At 72.1% G+C, this 15,304-nt stretch carries 13 protein-coding genes; 5 read left to right on the top strand and 8 right to left on the bottom strand.

Annotation, left to right across the window (positions count from 1 at the left end; all coding sequences use genetic code 11):
• Positions 1-61: 61 nt before the first annotated feature.
• Positions 62-808: a DUF4118 domain-containing protein gene (locus KK483_RS27840; RefSeq protein WP_262007957.1), complete on the bottom strand. Its 747-nt coding sequence runs from the start codon at positions 806-808 to the stop codon at positions 62-64.
• Positions 809-989: 181 nt separating this feature from the next.
• Here KK483_RS27840 and rpmF point away from each other — a divergent pair, with 181 nt between their 5' ends.
• The 3 genes from rpmF to KK483_RS27825 all read left to right on the top strand — a co-directional run bounded on the left by rpmF (position 990) and on the right by KK483_RS27825 (position 4,377).
• Entirely contained in the window at positions 990-1,160 is a 171-nt protein-coding gene (gene rpmF / locus KK483_RS27835; protein ID WP_242330402.1) for a 50S ribosomal protein L32, read from the top strand.
• Positions 1,161-2,051: 891 nt separating this feature from the next.
• Complete coding sequence (locus KK483_RS27830; RefSeq protein WP_262007956.1) at positions 2,052-3,497, top strand: prenyltransferase/squalene oxidase repeat-containing protein; 1,446 nt, start codon at positions 2,052-2,054, stop codon at positions 3,495-3,497.
• Positions 3,454-4,377, top strand: coding sequence for a terpene synthase family protein (locus tag KK483_RS27825; protein ID WP_262007955.1), 924 nt, complete (start codon positions 3,454-3,456; stop codon positions 4,375-4,377). Before KK483_RS27830 ends, KK483_RS27825 begins: the two co-directional genes overlap by 44 nt.
• 358 nt (positions 4,378-4,735) lie before the next feature.
• Here the strand turns inward: KK483_RS27825 and KK483_RS27820 are convergent, their stop codons facing one another.
• A complete protein-coding gene (locus KK483_RS27820) occupies positions 4,736-5,143 on the bottom strand; it encodes a hypothetical protein (RefSeq protein ID WP_262007954.1) in 408 nt (135 codons plus the stop codon).
• Between KK483_RS27820 and KK483_RS27815 the strand changes: the two genes are divergently transcribed.
• Positions 5,142-5,282 (top strand): hypothetical protein, encoded by a 141-nt coding sequence (locus tag KK483_RS27815; protein WP_262007953.1) that lies wholly within the window; start codon positions 5,142-5,144, stop codon positions 5,280-5,282. The genes KK483_RS27820 and KK483_RS27815 overlap by 2 nt on opposite strands.
• Before the next feature lie 76 nt (positions 5,283-5,358).
• On the opposite strand, the gene KK483_RS27810 is transcribed toward KK483_RS27815, so the two are convergent.
• Positions 5,359-5,709: a DUF2690 domain-containing protein gene (locus KK483_RS27810; protein ID WP_399015106.1), complete on the bottom strand. Its 351-nt coding sequence runs from the start codon at positions 5,707-5,709 to the stop codon at positions 5,359-5,361.
• Positions 5,710-5,772: 63 nt separating this feature from the next.
• Here KK483_RS27810 and KK483_RS27805 point away from each other — a divergent pair, with 63 nt between their 5' ends.
• A complete protein-coding gene (locus tag KK483_RS27805) occupies positions 5,773-6,216 on the top strand; it encodes a peptidoglycan-binding domain-containing protein (RefSeq protein ID WP_262007951.1) in 444 nt (147 codons plus the stop codon).
• Positions 6,217-6,529: 313 nt separating this feature from the next.
• Here the strand turns inward: KK483_RS27805 and KK483_RS27800 are convergent, their stop codons facing one another.
• The 5 genes from KK483_RS27800 to KK483_RS27780 are packed head-to-tail and all read right to left on the bottom strand — an operon-like array spanning position 6,530 to position 15,258.
• Positions 6,530-8,467 (bottom strand): ABC transporter ATP-binding protein, encoded by a 1,938-nt coding sequence (locus KK483_RS27800; RefSeq protein ID WP_262007950.1) that lies wholly within the window; start codon positions 8,465-8,467, stop codon positions 6,530-6,532.
• Positions 8,464-10,155 (bottom strand): ABC transporter ATP-binding protein, encoded by a 1,692-nt coding sequence (locus tag KK483_RS27795; protein ID WP_262007949.1) that lies wholly within the window; start codon positions 10,153-10,155, stop codon positions 8,464-8,466. Before KK483_RS27795 ends, KK483_RS27800 begins: the two co-directional genes overlap by 4 nt.
• A complete protein-coding gene (locus KK483_RS27790) occupies positions 10,152-11,690 on the bottom strand; it encodes an AMP-binding protein (protein WP_262007948.1) in 1,539 nt (512 codons plus the stop codon). The genes KK483_RS27795 and KK483_RS27790 overlap by 4 nt, the downstream gene beginning before the upstream one ends.
• A 35-nt stretch (positions 11,691-11,725) precedes the next feature.
• Entirely contained in the window at positions 11,726-13,528 is a 1,803-nt protein-coding gene (locus tag KK483_RS27785) for a condensation domain-containing protein (protein WP_262007947.1), read from the bottom strand.
• A complete protein-coding gene (locus tag KK483_RS27780) occupies positions 13,525-15,258 on the bottom strand; it encodes a carbamoyltransferase C-terminal domain-containing protein (RefSeq protein WP_262007946.1) in 1,734 nt (577 codons plus the stop codon). The genes KK483_RS27785 and KK483_RS27780 overlap by 4 nt, the downstream gene beginning before the upstream one ends.
• Between the last annotated feature and the right edge of the window lie 46 nt (positions 15,259-15,304).

Below are 15,304 nucleotides of genomic sequence, written 5' to 3'. Positions count from 1 at the left end.
TCGGCGGCCCTGGGCGGTGGGCCTGTTCACGCTCGCCGCGCCGGCACGCCGCGGCCGGGGGTCAGCGCTCCAGAACCTGTCCGTCCGTATCCAGGGCCGCGCCGGCATGGTCGGCGAGGGTCACCGCGACCAGCCTCGTCCGGAGCGGAGGGACGGCACCGGGGCCCGGTCGAAGCATGAACCGGCCGGCGTAGCGGCCGTTGCCCATGACGCGGAGCTCGATCTCGCCCTCCGGCCAGCCGTGCCGCTCGATGTCCCACTTCCCCCGCCCCACGGCCACGCCGCCGTCCTGCTTCAGCTGCGGCGGATGCCCCAGCAGAGCCCCGTACTCGAACCGGCAGTCCCACAGCCCGAGTACGTCGATGAGCTGCCGCCGCACCTGCTCGACGACCTTGTCGGGCGAACCGGCGGCCTGGACGAGCCGGGCCGTCTCATGGATACGGGCGAGATGACCGGCGTCGGTCACCGTGATCACCTGAAGCCGCCGCGCGCGAGCGGCCAGCTGCGCCACGACAAGGCCCACGACCAGGAGCAGGAGGGCCGACTCGATGTCGTCGGCGCCGTCGATGGTGAACCGCTGGTACGGCCGCGTGAGGAAGAAGTCGAACCAGACGGCCGACGACAACGCCGCCAGCACGCCCGCCACGCGGTTCCCGAACGCGGCGACAGCCACGACGACCACGACGAGGGCCAGCGCCAGCGTCACGTTCGCCGGCTCCGCCCGCAACGGCACCAGTGCGGCCGCCACCGCCGGCGGACCGATCAGAGCGGCCCCCAACGCGACCGCGTCACGCAGTGAATGGCTCATGCCGCCAGAGTCCGCCGCGACCCCCCGCAAGGCCACCGAACCCGAAGACCTTGACGACTCCCTGACAGGAAGGCGTCCCGCGGCGCGACTGCCCGGCGGTCTGCCTTTCATCACTAATTAGAAATGGGATCCATTTTCATATAGCCTTGGTGTCGCACCACCTCGGAAAGGACCCGGAACCATGGCCGTACCCAAGCGGAAGATGTCCCGCAGCAACACCCGCCACCGCCGCGCCCAGTGGAAGGCCACCACGCCCCAACTCGTACCGATCACCGTCGACGGCGTCTCGTACCTCGTGCCGCAGCGCCTGGCAAAGGCGTACGAGCGCGGATTGCTCCGCCCCGAGGGCTGACGACAACGGCGGCGTGTCCGCGCTGTAACGAAAGGCGCTCACTGCGGTGGGACGCCACGTCTGACGAACTGCCCGGCGTTCGCCAAGTGTCCGCCCGGAGCGTCCAGTTGACCCTCGCGTACACCCTCACCTCCCGCCGAGTCGACAGAGTCTGACCTCGCGACCACTGACGGCCATTCGAGCGGCATCTGCGGATACATCCCCCACAAACCGACCCGCCTGCAGCGCGGAGCCCGACATCCACGAAGTTCCAACCGCTTGCTGCCAGAGCAGCGGCAGAGATCGTCACCGTCGTAACGGGACTCCCTGACGACATCACCTTGCATGTGCCCACAATGGAGTCCTCCCGCCAGAAGACCTCCGCGCGTTCCGCGTCCTTCTTCCGTTACGGCGAGGGCATCGCGACGGTGCCATAGTCGCGCATCATGGATGCCCTGGTGGGCGCAGCGTGCATCCGACGGATGCCGAGTGCCCGGTCGCCTCGGTCACGCCGACGAAGGGGCAACCACGGAAACCCTGCACCGCTGCGCCGCAGCCCCGCGGGGAGCCACGACGAGCCACGAGCCGGCCACATTCCACCGGCTGAAGAGCCCCGTCGCGAAGGCTGACATGCCCGGGCCGACTCTCCGCACTCGCTCGCGAAGCTGTTGAAAGCGTTGCACCCTGGCTCGAACGCGCTTCCATCGCCCTGGGCCAAGGAGCATCATCGCACTGGGAGGTGCATGGTGAACCGGGACGACGAGAGACATACCCGCAACGCCGCTCACACCAGGGAGGCCTCGACAGAAAGCCCGGCCCTGATTGTCAGGAGTCGAGCAGCATCGCCGCGAAGGCTCCCGCCATGACGGCCGCTGTCCCTCCGCACCGGCTGGCCGCTACCCGGTGGACCTCATGACTCGCCCCGGCGACGGCGCCGTGCCGGGCGCTGCCGCGCCTGCGTCGACTCCCTCGGTCTACGAGACCGCACGGCTGGTGGCGCTGGCTCCATGGCTCGGCGGCGATGCCGCACGGATCAATTTCCTCATGGCGGCCCAAGAACGCGACGGGTCTTGGGGCGGAGCCCAAGGGGCATACGCGTGGGTGCCGACGCTGAGCGCGGTCGACGCTCTCCTTTCCGCCGCCGACCGCGGTTGGCCGTGCGCCGCCGAGGCAGCCGCTGCGGGGCTGCGCTATCTCGCCATGAGAGCCCCGCGTGGTGCCTTGCCCGACACTGTCGCTGCCGAGCTCCTTGTCCCCTCGCTGAGGGAGAGCCTGGGGCAGCGTGTGGGTGTGGACCTTGCATTACCCCATGGCATCGATCCCGTCATGCACCGGAGGACGGCCGAACGGGTCCGGCGCCGCGGCTCCATCCCCGGCAAGCTGCTGCACTCGTACGAGTCCATCGCCCCCTACTGCCCGCCGCTCGGTACGCACCTGGGAGGCGGCAACTCTCTGGTGGGCAGTTCTCCGGCCGCCACGGCGGCATGGATCGCCGCCTCCGGCGGTCCGAGTCGCAACCTCCCGCTCGTTCGGCGTCTGGAGGCATCCACGGCGGAGCACGGTGGTGGTCCGGTGTCTTGCCCCACCCCCATCAGCACTTTCGAGCGATTGTGGATCCGCTACGCCGAGGAGGGCGCCGGGCAGCTTCAAGACCGTTCACAAGCCGCCACCGAACTCGCTTCCCTGCTGGGTCCGGATGGTGTGAGCGGTGCCCCCGGGCTGGCACCCGATGCCGATGACACAGCCACCGCGATCTACTTGCTCGCCAGACTTGGCCGACCGGTGGATACGCAGGTGCTACGCAGATTCGAGACGCCCAGTCACTTTGCCTGCTATCTGGGAGAGGACACCCCATCCCCATCAGCCAACGCTCACGTGCTTGAGGCACTGGGGGAAGCCTCACCCAGCGACCACACCACTCGCCGCAAGATCAGCGACTGGCTGTCGGCCAGCCAGCATCCCGATGGTTCATGGTCCGACAAGTGGCATGCCTCCCCTTACTACGCTGTCTACTGCTGCGCTGCGGCCTTGCACCGGTACGGCACGGGCGCAACGGCGAGCGCAGCGGTGCGCCAGGCCTTGGCATGGCTACGCGCCACCCAGCGAGAAGACGGCTCCTGGGGGCGCTGGGGCGGAACCGCCGAGGAGACTGCCTACGCCCTCCTCGCCTTGGCCCGCTGCGGCGCGCTGCAGCGAAGGGATGCGGAGAATGCTCGGATCCGCCTTCTGTCGAACGACATGACGGCCACGCCTCCACCTCTGTGGCACGACAAGGACCTCTACTGCCCCACCCGTGTGGTCGACGCTTGCATTCGTGCTGCCCAGCAGCTCACCGGAGCGGAGGCTCGCCTTGGATGAGCGCTGTGACCGGGTCACAGCCACCGCACTCGAGTGGGCTGCCACCCGACCCTTTATCCAGGCTCCTCGTATCGCTCCGCTGGTCAGCCTGTTCGCGACCGCGGCACCGTTCGCCGACGCGGCAGCGCTCACCACGCAAGTCCGCGCGACGTCGTGGGTATTCGCTGTCGACGACTTCTTCGACAGCGGCACCGCGACCGTGTCGGAACTCCGAGACTTCGCCACATCCTGCTCAACCGTCCTCAGTCGACACCATGGTGCCGACCGTTCCACCGCACTTCTCGACGCTCTGACCGAGATCCATGCCGAAGTGGCCCGCTATCAACTCTTCGCATCGTTGGCTGATCTGTGGAGCGAAGGCATCGTCCACATGTTGAAGGGCATGGTTGATGAAGCCCGGTGGGCCCATGAGTATCGCTGCCGCGGCGTCCCCGCCCTGCCTGGTCTCAACCGCTACCTGCGCTCCGCGTACCGCTCCATTGGAGTCCTCCCTCACGTGCGAACCGTGCTCGTTACTCTCGGTGAGGCCAGCACCCCGCAGCATGTGCCTTTCCTGGTCCGCCTGGAAAAGGAGGCCGGCCTGGTTGTCCGGCTCGCCAATGATCTGCGCAGCGAGGCCAAAGAGGCCAGAGAGGGCGCGGTGAACGCCGTGGTCATTCTCGAACAAGCAGCGCTCGCCCGCGGAATGCCTCCGTCTGCCGCCCTGCGAACCGCCCGGCAGACCATCCAGCAGCAGCTCAACCATCGCCTGACACGTTGCGAACAACTGAGCCGACGCGCTGTCACCGCGACCGGTCGCCTGGAGGCTGTGATCACCACAACCGCCATGCTCGCAGCTTCCTTCTACCAAGAAAGAGACTTCCTGCCGCTGGAGGACTGACGGTCGCGACTCAGGGGTACGACCAGGAACTCCTGCCGGGTCGACTGACTTCCGCTCCGAACCCGCGAGGACGGTTCGTGGCGCATAACCGGTCCAGCACCGTCAACACATCGGCTGCCGTCGGCACTTTCGTAGATGGGCAAGATCGACCTCGCTGCGACGCGGTCGGCCGCCCGTTCGCGTTCGTCCTGACCGGCGGCAACACCAACGGCCGCACCCGGTTCACTGCCGTGATGGAGTCGGTACGGGTGCCCGAATCGGGCCGGGCCATGGCGAGGCATCGCCACCCGCTACGACAAGACCGCCCGGTCCTCCATGGCAGCCACCCTCGCATCACTCCTGATGCGGGCCCGACACTTCAACGACAACTCCTAACCCTCCGCCGCAGCTGGCCTGCCCGGTCACCGATGCCGAACTGGCCGGGGCGTACCGGGCCAACGCCCTGTTCGACGCTCACCGTGACGATCCCGAGTTCGGTCACCGGTTCCTGCTCGACGACCTTGTCGGGCGAACCGGCGGCCTGGACGAGCCGGGCCGTCTCATGGATACGGGCGAGATGGCCGGCGTCGGTCACCGTGATCACCTGAAGCCGCCGCGCGCGAGCGGCCAGCTGCGACACGACAAGGCCCACGACCAGGAGCAGGAGGGCCAGCGCGAGCGTCGCGTTCGCCAGCTCCGCCCGCAACGGCACCAGCGCGGCCGCCACCGCCGGCGGACCGATCAGAGCGGCCCCCAACGCGACCGCGTCACGCAGTGAATGGCTCATGCCGCCAGAGTCCGCCGCGACCCCCCGCAAGGCCACCACGCCCCAACTCGTACCGATCACCGTCGACGGCGTCTCGTACCTCGTGCCGCAGCGCCTGGCAAAGGCGTACGAGCGCGGGTTGCTCCGCCCCGAGGGCTGACGACAACGGCGGCGTACGCGGACACCGCCGGGTGTCGGCGGAGGGCTTCGGTGTCGGCGTGCCCGAGGGCCTGAGGCTACGTGGGTGACGGCGGCCGGGCCGTGGTGGCGGCCTCGGCCACGCGCGCCTCGACGCACTCCCGTTCGCCCTCGGCCGACGCGGGCCGGAAGCAGGCCCGGACGGTGCTGCCGGGGCGGGCCGCGGCCATGCCGGTGTAGACGTAGGTCTCCGTGTCGTCCTCGGTCCCGATGCGCACGCCGTGGGTCGGGCCGCCCGCAGTGACCTCCACCCGGTCGCCGATCCGGGTCCCCCAGGTCCGGGCCCAGCTCGCACCGCACTTCGGGCTGTAGCGCAGCTCCACATGGGTGCCGGTGGCGGTGCGGTACGTGGTGAGGGTGTCAGGGCCGATGCCGCAGATCAGGCGCATCGGGTCCCGGCCCTCGCAGGCGGCACTCGGCTCCGCACATCGCACGTCAACGGAGGAAACAGCATGCGAGCTCTCACGAAGGCACTCCTCGGTGCCACCACCGCCGTCGGGATCGCCGCCGGCGGCGTGGCGACCGCCGGTCCGGCCATGGCGGCGCCCGCCCCGGCCCAGCAGCAGACGGCGAGCGCCGAGGTCGCGCCGCTCGCGGTGAACAACCTGGGTCTGACCCGGGCGCAGGCCAGGAACGTCCAGCGCTGGCTGGCGACGCACTGGGAGTACAACGGTGCGATCGACGGGTACCTCGGAACCAACAGCTGGAAGGCGTTCCAGCGCTGCCTGGACAAGCACCATGGCTACGACGGCGCGATCGACGGCATCGCCGGCCCCGACACGATCAAGGCCGTGCAGCGCCTGCTGCAGAAGAACGGCTACTACAACGGCGCGATCGACGGCATCGCCGGCAGCGGCACCAGGGCCGCGTTCGCACTCTGGGCCACCAGGCTCTGACGGACCAGCCGTCCCACGGACCAAGCGCGGCACGTCCTCCCCCGGGGTGTTCTCCACTGTCCTGGAGGAGGGCGCGGCCGGGCCGCCCCGGACGACTCCCTGCCCGTGTCGTAGACACCACCGGCACGCTGCCGGCGCGGAGCGCGGCCACGCGTTCGACGATGAACCAGGCGGTTCACAGGGAGCAGGTCGCTGCTCCACCGCAGCAGGGTCGTGACCTTGAGGGCCGAGACCGGAACGGCTCGCTCGCCCCGAGGCGCCACTCCGGTCGACCACCCTCAGCAACCGCCCGGAGCGCCGGAGCGGAACGCTGTCATCCGCCAGGCGGCGCTTCCCGCCGGGCGTCTGCGCGCCGGGCCTCGTCCCAGGAACGCCACAGGGCCGCGTAGGCGCCGTCGGCGGCCAGGAGTTGCTCGTGGCTGCCGAGTTCGACGATCCGGCCGCGATCCATGACAGCGATGCGGTCGGCGTCACGGGCGGGTTCGAGGCGATGCACGATCGAGATCACCGTACGGCCCTCGATCAGCGCCGCGAGGGACCGCTCGACACGGCGCGACGCGGTGGAGTCCAGCAGCGCCGTGGCCTCGTCGAGGACCAGTGCGTGCGGGTCGGACAGCAGCAGCCGGGCGAGCGCCAACTGCTGTGCCGCGGAGGGGGATATGGGGGCGCGGCCCGGGCCGATCTCGCTGTGCAGACCGTCGGGCAGGGACCGCACCCAGTCCGCCAGGAGTACGGAATCGAGCGCGCGCCACAGCTGCTCGTCCGGAAGGGCCTTCCCGCTGTCCCCGTCGCCGTCGCCGTCGCCGTCGCGGGCCAGCGTGAGGTTGTCGCGCACCGTGCCGGTGAACACGTGCTGTTCCTGGGTCACGAGCACAATCTCGCGCCGCAGCTGGCCCACGGGCAGGGTGGTGAGATCGGCGCCGCCGATGCGCACGACCCCGCGGGTGGGGTGGTGAACGCCCGCCAGCAGCTTGCCGAGAGTGGACTTGCCCGCGCCGGAGGCACCGACCACGACCAGGCGTTCACCGGGGGCGATGTCGAGGTCGACTCCGGAAATGACCTCGCGGCCGGGTCCGTAGCCGAAGCCGACGCCTTCGAGGCGGATGGCTCGGCCTTCGGTGGGCACGGGGGGCCGCGGCTGCTCGCGCGGCAGGCGCTCGACACCAAGGATCCGGCGCAGCGCCGCGTTGCCGATCTGGAGTTCGTCGGTCCATGTCAGTAGGTCGTTGAGGGGTTCGCCGAGCGCCTGCACGTACAGGACCACCGCGGTCAGCTCCGCCAGGCCCACCGCACCGCGCTGGTAGGCGAGTCCGCCGACGAGCAGGGTGAGCGCCATCGGAATCATGGTGGCGAGATCCAGGCTCGGGAACCAGACGGTCTGCAGCCAGGTGGTCCGCTGCCGGGTGCGGACCACCCGGTCGACGGCCGTACCGTGGCGCGCCGCTTGGCGAGGACCGAGGCCCAGGGCCTCGACGGTGGCGGCTCCCCGGGCCGTCTCGTGCGTGATGGCCAGGACGTCGGACTCGTGGGCGAGCAGCCGTTCGTACGCGCGGGTCGCCCGCGGCCGGTACCACCAGGTGGACAGGACCGCGAACGGAACGCCGGCGAGGAGGCTGAGGGCGAGGAGCGGCGATGTCACCAGGACCGCCGCGACGGTGAACACCAGGGTGACGGCGGCCAGCGCGATGCGCGGGACGGCCTGCCGGATGCTCTCGTTGAGCCGGTCCGCGTCGGTGGTCGCACGGCTGAGGAGGTCGCCGGTGCCGACGCTCTCCACCTCCGACAGCGGCAGCCCGAGTACCCGGCGGACGAAGTTCTCGCGGGTACGGGCCAGGACGCGTTCCCCGAGCAGGGTGGCCTGGGTCCGGGCCGCCCGGGCGAGGAGCGCGTGTCCGGCGAGAATGCCGACGAAGATCAGGGCGAGCACGTCGACCCGGCTCGCCGAGGTGCCGGTCTTGACGGACTCGACCAGGTGGCCCAGCAGCCGGGGGCCGATGAGGCCGGTCACCAGTGCGGCGGCGAACAGCGCGAAGGTGAGGGACAGACGGGCGGCCTCGCCGCGGACGAAGGCGCCCGTCCAGGCGCGGACTTCGGCCCGGTCGGCGAGCGGCAGTCGTCCGGGCGGCCCGAGCGGGCCGACCGGGCCAACCGGGCCAACCGGGCCGAGCGGGCCGAGCGGGCCGAGTGGGCCGAGTGGGCCGACCGGGGTGGCGCCCGGATCCGCGGGGACAGGGGTGGGGGGCGTCGTCATGAGGGCACTCCTGCGGCGCGGTCGGGACTGCCGGGGACACCGTCCGAGTCGAGCCGGACCTCGTGGTCGGCGACCCCGCGCCACAGCGGGCTGTCGCTGAACACCACGGTGGTCCGGCCGGCGCGGAGCGCGGCCACGCGTTCGACGATACGAGCCTCGGTGTGGGCGTCGACCGAGGCGGTCGGGTCCTCCAGGATCAGGACCTCGGGGGCCGCGAGCAGGGCCCGGGCGAGGACCAGGCGCTGGCGCTGGCCGCCGGACAGGCTCCGGCCGCCCTCGTCGAGGTGCGCGTCCAGGCCGCCGGGCAGCGCGTCGATCACATCGGTGGCATCGGCGGCGAACAGCGCGCGGTCCAGCGCCTCCCGGGTCCGGGCGGACCCGGCGGTCAGTTCCTCCCGTACCGTGCCGCTGAACAGGGTGTCGGCGGGCCCGGACCGAAGCACCCGGGAGCGCAGTTCGGTGAGGTCCACCCGGTCCAGCGGGACGCCGCCGAGGAGGACGGCCGAAGTGCCGCCGGATCCGCCCGAGCGGGTGAGCCGGCCGGCAAGGTCCCCGGTGCGGTCGGCGTGGGCGGTGACGACGGTGAGCCGGCCGGCCTCGGCGGTGATACCGGTGTCGGGATCGGCCAGGGTGAGGGCACCGCGGGGCAGGGGCTCGGGGTTCCCGGGCTGGGTGGTCTCGGGCGTGAGGCGCAGCAGGGCGCAGATCCTGGCGGCGGCGACCCTGGCCAGGCTCAACGTCTCCGCGGCTTCGGTGGCGGTGCTCACCGGCAGGGTGAGGAAGGCCGAGGCACCGTAGAACGCGACCAGTTCACCGGCGGTGATGGTGCCGCTCAGGGCCAGGCGGGCACCGAACCAGACGATGCCGACGGTGACGAGTCCGGGCAGGAAGACGCCCGCCGCCTGGAGCCATGCCTCCATCCGGCCGGCCGACTCCCCGGCGCGGCGCACCTGCTGACTCGTGCGGCGGAAGCGCTCGGCGAAGCCGGCCTCTCCGCCGATTCCTCGAAGGATGCGCAGTCCGGCGACGATGTCGCCGGCCTGCGCCGTGGCGATGCCCATCTGTTCCCTCTGGGCCTCGTCGCGCTCCTGGAGTGGCCGCAGCAGGGGGCCGATGCCGAGAACGGCGGCGGGGACGCCGATGAGCACGGCGAGCCCCAGCAGGGGTGAGGTGGCGGTGAGCGCCACGGCCACGAGGACGGCGGCGATCACCGCGCCGACCGTGCGGCCGACGACCTCGAAGGCGTTGCCGATGCTCTCGACGTCGGCGGCGGCGGACGCGGCCACGTCTCCGTTGCGGGCCTTGCCGCGCAGGGTGGCGCCGAGTCGGACGACGTGGCGAAGCAGCACCCGGTGGGTGTACGACAGGGCGTGCGCTTCGGCGCCGACGGCGGCCTGGATCAGGCCGGCGCCGGCGAGCGCCTGGAGGATGCCGAGGCCGAGTGCGAGCAGTGACCACCCGTAGAGGCCGGCCTGGCCGGCGCCCTGCCCCGCTTCGTCGATGGCATGCCCGATGACGAGTGGGATGAGGGCGAGGGGGAGCATCCAGACGGTGCCGAGCAGGGCGCTGAGGACCAGCGGCCAGGGCCTGATCCGCGCCAGCCACCACAGATAGCGCCAGGGGCCCCGGGCGTCCGCTTCGGGTACGGCGGCGGGTGCTGTCGATGCGTCGAAGAGCCGGTTGGTCACAGGTACCGGTCCCGGGTGGCCGAGCGGTCGACCTTGCCGGTGCGGGTGCGCACCAGCTCGGGGACCGCGACGATCCGGTCGGGGACCATGTGGCCGGGGAGTACGGCCCGCAGCCGCCCGCGCAGCGCGGTGGGGTCGGCCGGGGTATCGGCGTCCTCGTCCGCCGCGCCCTCGCCCGGGCTCGTGGTGCCGGGGGCGAGTACCACGAAGGCGACCAGGACGGTGTGCTCGCCCTTGAGGTGCGCGGCGGCGGCGGTCGCCGTCACGCCCGGGAGGCGGCCGAGTGCCTCCTCGACGTCCGGCAGGTCCACCCGGTGGCCGCGGATTTTCACCTGGTGGTCGATGCGGCCGCGGAAGACGAGCGTGCCGTCGGCGGCCTCGTGGACAAGGTCCCCGGTGCGGTACCAGCGGGTGGTGCCGTCGCCGAGATCGGCCTCGACGAAGCGGGAGGCGGTGCGTGCGGGGTCGTCGATGTAGCCGGTGGCAAGCTGGGGACCGGCCACGCACAGTTCGCCGGGGCCGTCGGGCGCGTCGGGGCGGGGCACCACGGCCTGCCGCACGGACGGCAGTGGACGGCCGATCGGGACGCCCTCGGGGAAGGGGCCGGTGGCCCCAGGGCCGGCGAGGACGGCGCTGTGGGTCACGAGGGCGGTCTCGGTGGCTCCGTAGGTGTTGAGCAGCCGGACGTCCTCGGCTCCGAGCCGGTGCCAGCGGTCCAGCATGTCCTGGCGAACGGCCTCGCCACCGATGACGACGGTCCTGACGGTGCCGGGAAGTCTCCGGCCGGTCTCCAGCAGGTGGCCGGTGTAGAGGTGCCAGTAGTCGACAGGCAGGTTGACGAGGGTGACTTCGTGCTCGGTGAGAACGCGGTCGAGTTCCGGTTCGCTGTCCTCGTCGAGGACGACGAGTCCGCCGGCCAGGAGGGTGGGCAGGATCTCCTCCAGGCAGGTGTCACCGTCCGCGCGATGGAAGTTGAGGGCCACGGTGTCCGGGCCGGTTCCGTACAGCTCGCGCAGCTGGGGCAGGACAGCGTGCAGTGCGCGGTGCGGGACCACGGCCGCCTTGGCGGCGCCCGTCGAGCCGGAGGTGAACAGCACGTACGCGGGGTCCTCGGCGCGCACGGGCTCGCCACCGGAGCGGACCGCGGCACGGGAGCTGCCCCAGTTGGGGTGCAGGACACGGTCCACGGCGGGCAGCCGGCCGGTCTCGGCGGTGGCGATCAGCTCCCGGCAGCCGAGGGTGCGCAGGGCTTCGTCGGTGGTGCCTGCGGGTCCGTCGGCGACCGGGACGAAGCCGCGGCCGGCGGCGAGGGTGCCGAGTATCGCGGCGATGTCGCGGACGCTGTGGTGGGTGGCGATGCCCACGGGTGGGTGCGGCCCGAGGGCCCGGGGGGTGGCGAGGAGTTCGGCCACCGCCCCCGCCCAGCGGGCGAGTTGGCCGTATCCGACCGTGACTCCGTTGTCGATGACCGCGGGCCGGGCGGGTTCCGAGCGGGCGACGGCGAAGAGGGGGTCCAGCACGCTGGGCAGGTACATGGCAGACGTCTTTCTTCCGTCCTTCCGTGGGTCGTTCAGCGACTGCGGGTCGCGGTCACGCCGAGGTCGGCACCGGCGTCGACGAGGGCGGTGAGGGCGGCCCGGTGGCGGGCGGCGAGTTCCCGTACGGTCGCCGCGTCGTGCAGGGCCGTGGAGTACCACCACTCGACGCGCAGCGTTCCGTCGTCGGTGGTGGCGATGACCTCGAGAAGGTGCGGACGCGTCCAGTGCGGAGCGGTGATGTCGCCGACCGGTTCCGGGGCCACCTCCGGCAGCAGGGCGCCCAGCGGCAGGGTGTCCGCGTCGTCGCCCTCGAAGTCGAAGGAGACATCGCTGGGCGGGGCGGACCGCAGTGCGGCCGAGATCCGCGGACGGCCGTGGCGGGCGAGCGCGCCGTAGCCAACCCCTCCCCCGGGCAGGGCCCTGAGGTGGTCCACGGTCCGGGCGAGCCGTTCGGACGGGGTGCCGGGGGCGAGGTCCAGGCGGACGGGCACGGTCGTGGTGAACCAGCCCGTGGTCCGGGCGAGATGGGTGCCGCCGACGGTCTCCTCGCGGCCGTGCCGCAGGATGTCCACCCGGACGGCCGGCTCGTCGAGCCAGCCGGCCAGCACCTCGCCGAGGGCGTGCAGGACCAGGTCGCCGGGATGGGTGCGGGCCACCGTGCGAAGTCGGGCGGTGAGGTCGGCCGGGAACTCCTCACAGTGGGTGGCGGCGGTGCCTGCGGTGTTGGCCGCTCGCGGGTCGGCGGCGGCGTGGTCCAGTGGGACGGTTGCGGGGGTGAGGGCCACCTCCGTCCACCACTCGGCCTCCGCCTCCGCCTCGGGGGTCCGTGCGTGGGCGGCGAGGGCCTCGGCCCACCCCGTGTACGGAGTGCCCTCCGTACACCACACATCCCAGCGGCCGGCTCCGAGCGCCGTGTACAGCTCCTCCAGGTCTGCGAGGAGGATGGACCACGAGACCATGTCGAACGCGAGCTGGTGGACGACGATCAGCAGCCGGCCCGGGCGGGCCGGGCCCGCGTCGAACCGGACGAACCGGACCACGGGACCGGCCTGCGGATCGAGTGAACGCTGTTCGACCGCGCTGCGCAGGCTGACCGCGGCCGACAGCTCGGCGTCGGCGAGTTCGGAGACGTCCACGGTGTCGAGCACGGCACCGAGGGCCGCGCCGGGCGGGCCGTCGGGGACCATGGCCGCCACCAGCTGCCGGGGCCGGCGTGCGGGGCGGGCCTCAACAGCCAGGCGCAGCGAGGCGTGACCGGCGACCAGACGCCGGACGGCCTCGGCGAACAGCCCCGCGTCGAGGCCACGCCGGGTGGTGAAGAGCATCGCCTGGTTCCAGTGCCCGCGGTCGCCGCTCTGTTCCTCCCAGGCCTGTTCCTGGGACGGGGTCAGGACGACCGGACCGTGGGCGGCGCCGGGCGGGGCGGAATCGGCGGTGGCACGTCGCGCGGCCCGCTCGGCGACGAGCTCGGCCAGGCGGCCCGTGGTCAGCTCCGGTGCGAACAGCTCGCGCAGGTGCACCTGGACGCCGAAGGCGGCCTCGATGCGACGGGCGGTGCGGATCAGGTCCAGGGAGTCCACGCCGAGGTCGCGCAGTGGTGCCGACGCGTCGGCAGCCGGGGTGAGCACCGCCTCGGCGAGCCAGTCGGCGAGCCGGGTGCGGATCTCCTCGACGACCGGGACGTCCGGGGCGGGGGCCTCCTCGACGACCGGGACGTCCGGGGTGCGGACCTCCTCGACGACCGGGACGTCCGGGGTGCGGATCTCCTCGACGACCGGGACGTCCGGCGTGAGGGCCTGGTCCGCCGGGCCGTCCGGCCGGGCCGGGGCGGTCACGCGCCGCCGTCCGCGGGGTCGCCGACGGGACGGCGGACCAGGAACGGCCCGAGGGCGAGGGCGTCCATGGGCAGCCGGTGGAAGGTGGCGAGGGCGTCGCCCGGGCTGCACACGACCGGTTCGTCACGGCCGTTGAAGGAGGTATTGAGGACGGCCGCGGTGCCGGTGTGCTTGCCGACCTCTCCGATGAGCCGGTGGTAGAGGGGGTCGACGGAGGCGGAGACGGTCTGCGGCCGGGTGGTGCGGTCGCTGTGGACCACGGCGGGCATGGCCTCGGCGCCGGCCTCGGTGACCGGAGTGGTGACGATCATGTACGGGAGCGGGGTGGCGGTGCCGATCAGGGCCTCGGCCGCCTCTTCCTGCATGCTCGGGGCGAACGGCCGCCATGCCTCGCGGTGCTTGATACGGACGTTGACCCAGTCGCGGGTGGTCCGCGGGTTCGGCACGGCCACCATGCTGCGGTTGCCCAGGGCTCGGGGTCCGCCCTCGGCCCGGCCCTGGAACCAGCCGGAGACCCCACCGGCGGCGAGGATCTCGGCGGTCGCGACGGCAATGTCCGCGGGCTCGGTGTAGGCGGTGCCGGAGGCGTCCAGTACGCGCCGGATCTCGTCCGGGCTCCACTGCGGGCCCCAGGCCACTGACCCCTGCATCGGCCGGATCCGGTCGCCCTCCTGGGCGGCGACCCAGACCGCGGCACCGAGCGAGACGCCCTGGTCGCCGGCAAGGGGCTGGACGAAGAGGTCGTGGACCTCGGGCATGCGCATCAGCTTGCCGTTGAGGGTGGCGTTGAAGCCGACACCGCCCGCGATCAGCAGCGTGGTCTCGCCGGTGTCCCGGAGCAGACCACGGACCAGGCCCATGACCGCGCGTTCCAGGGCCGCCTGGGCGGTGGCCGCGACGTCCCGGTACTCGTACGGGTCGCGGTCGGTGACCCTGGTGTAGCGGCCGGCGCGGGGATCGAAGCGGCGGACCGAGTGGTTCGGGGCGTCCGGAAGGGTCTTCTCCAGGTGCTCCAGCCAGCACCGGATGGTGGCGGTCTCCTCGTCGGTGCTGCCGGTGGAGCGCAGGCCGGGCGGGACCACGCCCACGGTGAAGTCCTCGTCCGTGAAGCCGAACGCGCCCCCGAAGGTGACGTCCTGGGGGGTGCCGTACGAGGCCAGGCCCATCATCTTGCCTGCGGCGTCGGCTCCGAGGCCGGCGTACTCGCAGACCGCCGCGTAGAAGTAGCCGAGCGACCAGCCGGGAGTGTACGCCCGCAGGATCTTGATCTCGCCCTCGATGCCGACGGCGAGGGTGGTGCTCTCGTTCTCGCCCTGACCGTCCAGGACGAGGATGGCGCCGTGGTCCCGTCCGGAGAGGTGGTAGGCGCTGGCGGCGTGGGCGATGTGGTGGTCGACGAAGGTCAGCCGGGGGTCCCGGGTACGGGGGAACAGCGCCCTGGGCAGCAGGTGCTCCAGGGCCGCCGCGTCATCCGCGAACCAGTCCAGATCGCGGTCCTTGAAGAGGGTGGGCAGGTCCCAGCCGTGCGCGACGACATCGATGTCGTCCAGGGTGAGACCGCCCTCCGCGAGGCAGTAGGCAGCGGCGTTGAGTGGTGCTTCCCCGTAGGCGTGCTTGTTGCGGGTGAAGCGCTCCTCCTCGGCCAGGGCGATGACTTCGCCGTCCGCGACGAGGCAGGCGGCCCCGTCGTGGCTGGCCCCGGGCCAGCCGTTGACTCCGAGCACACGCATGGTCAGTCCTCAAAGGTCGGTCTGGATCGTCCGGTTCCGCCTCGGG

The organism is Streptomyces sp. FIT100 (assembly GCF_024584805.1).
Taxonomy (GTDB): Bacteria; Actinomycetota; Actinomycetes; order Streptomycetales; family Streptomycetaceae; genus Streptomyces.
Note: the sequence above shows the minus strand (reverse complement) of the source record. Positions and strands in the feature narration are given on the sequence as shown.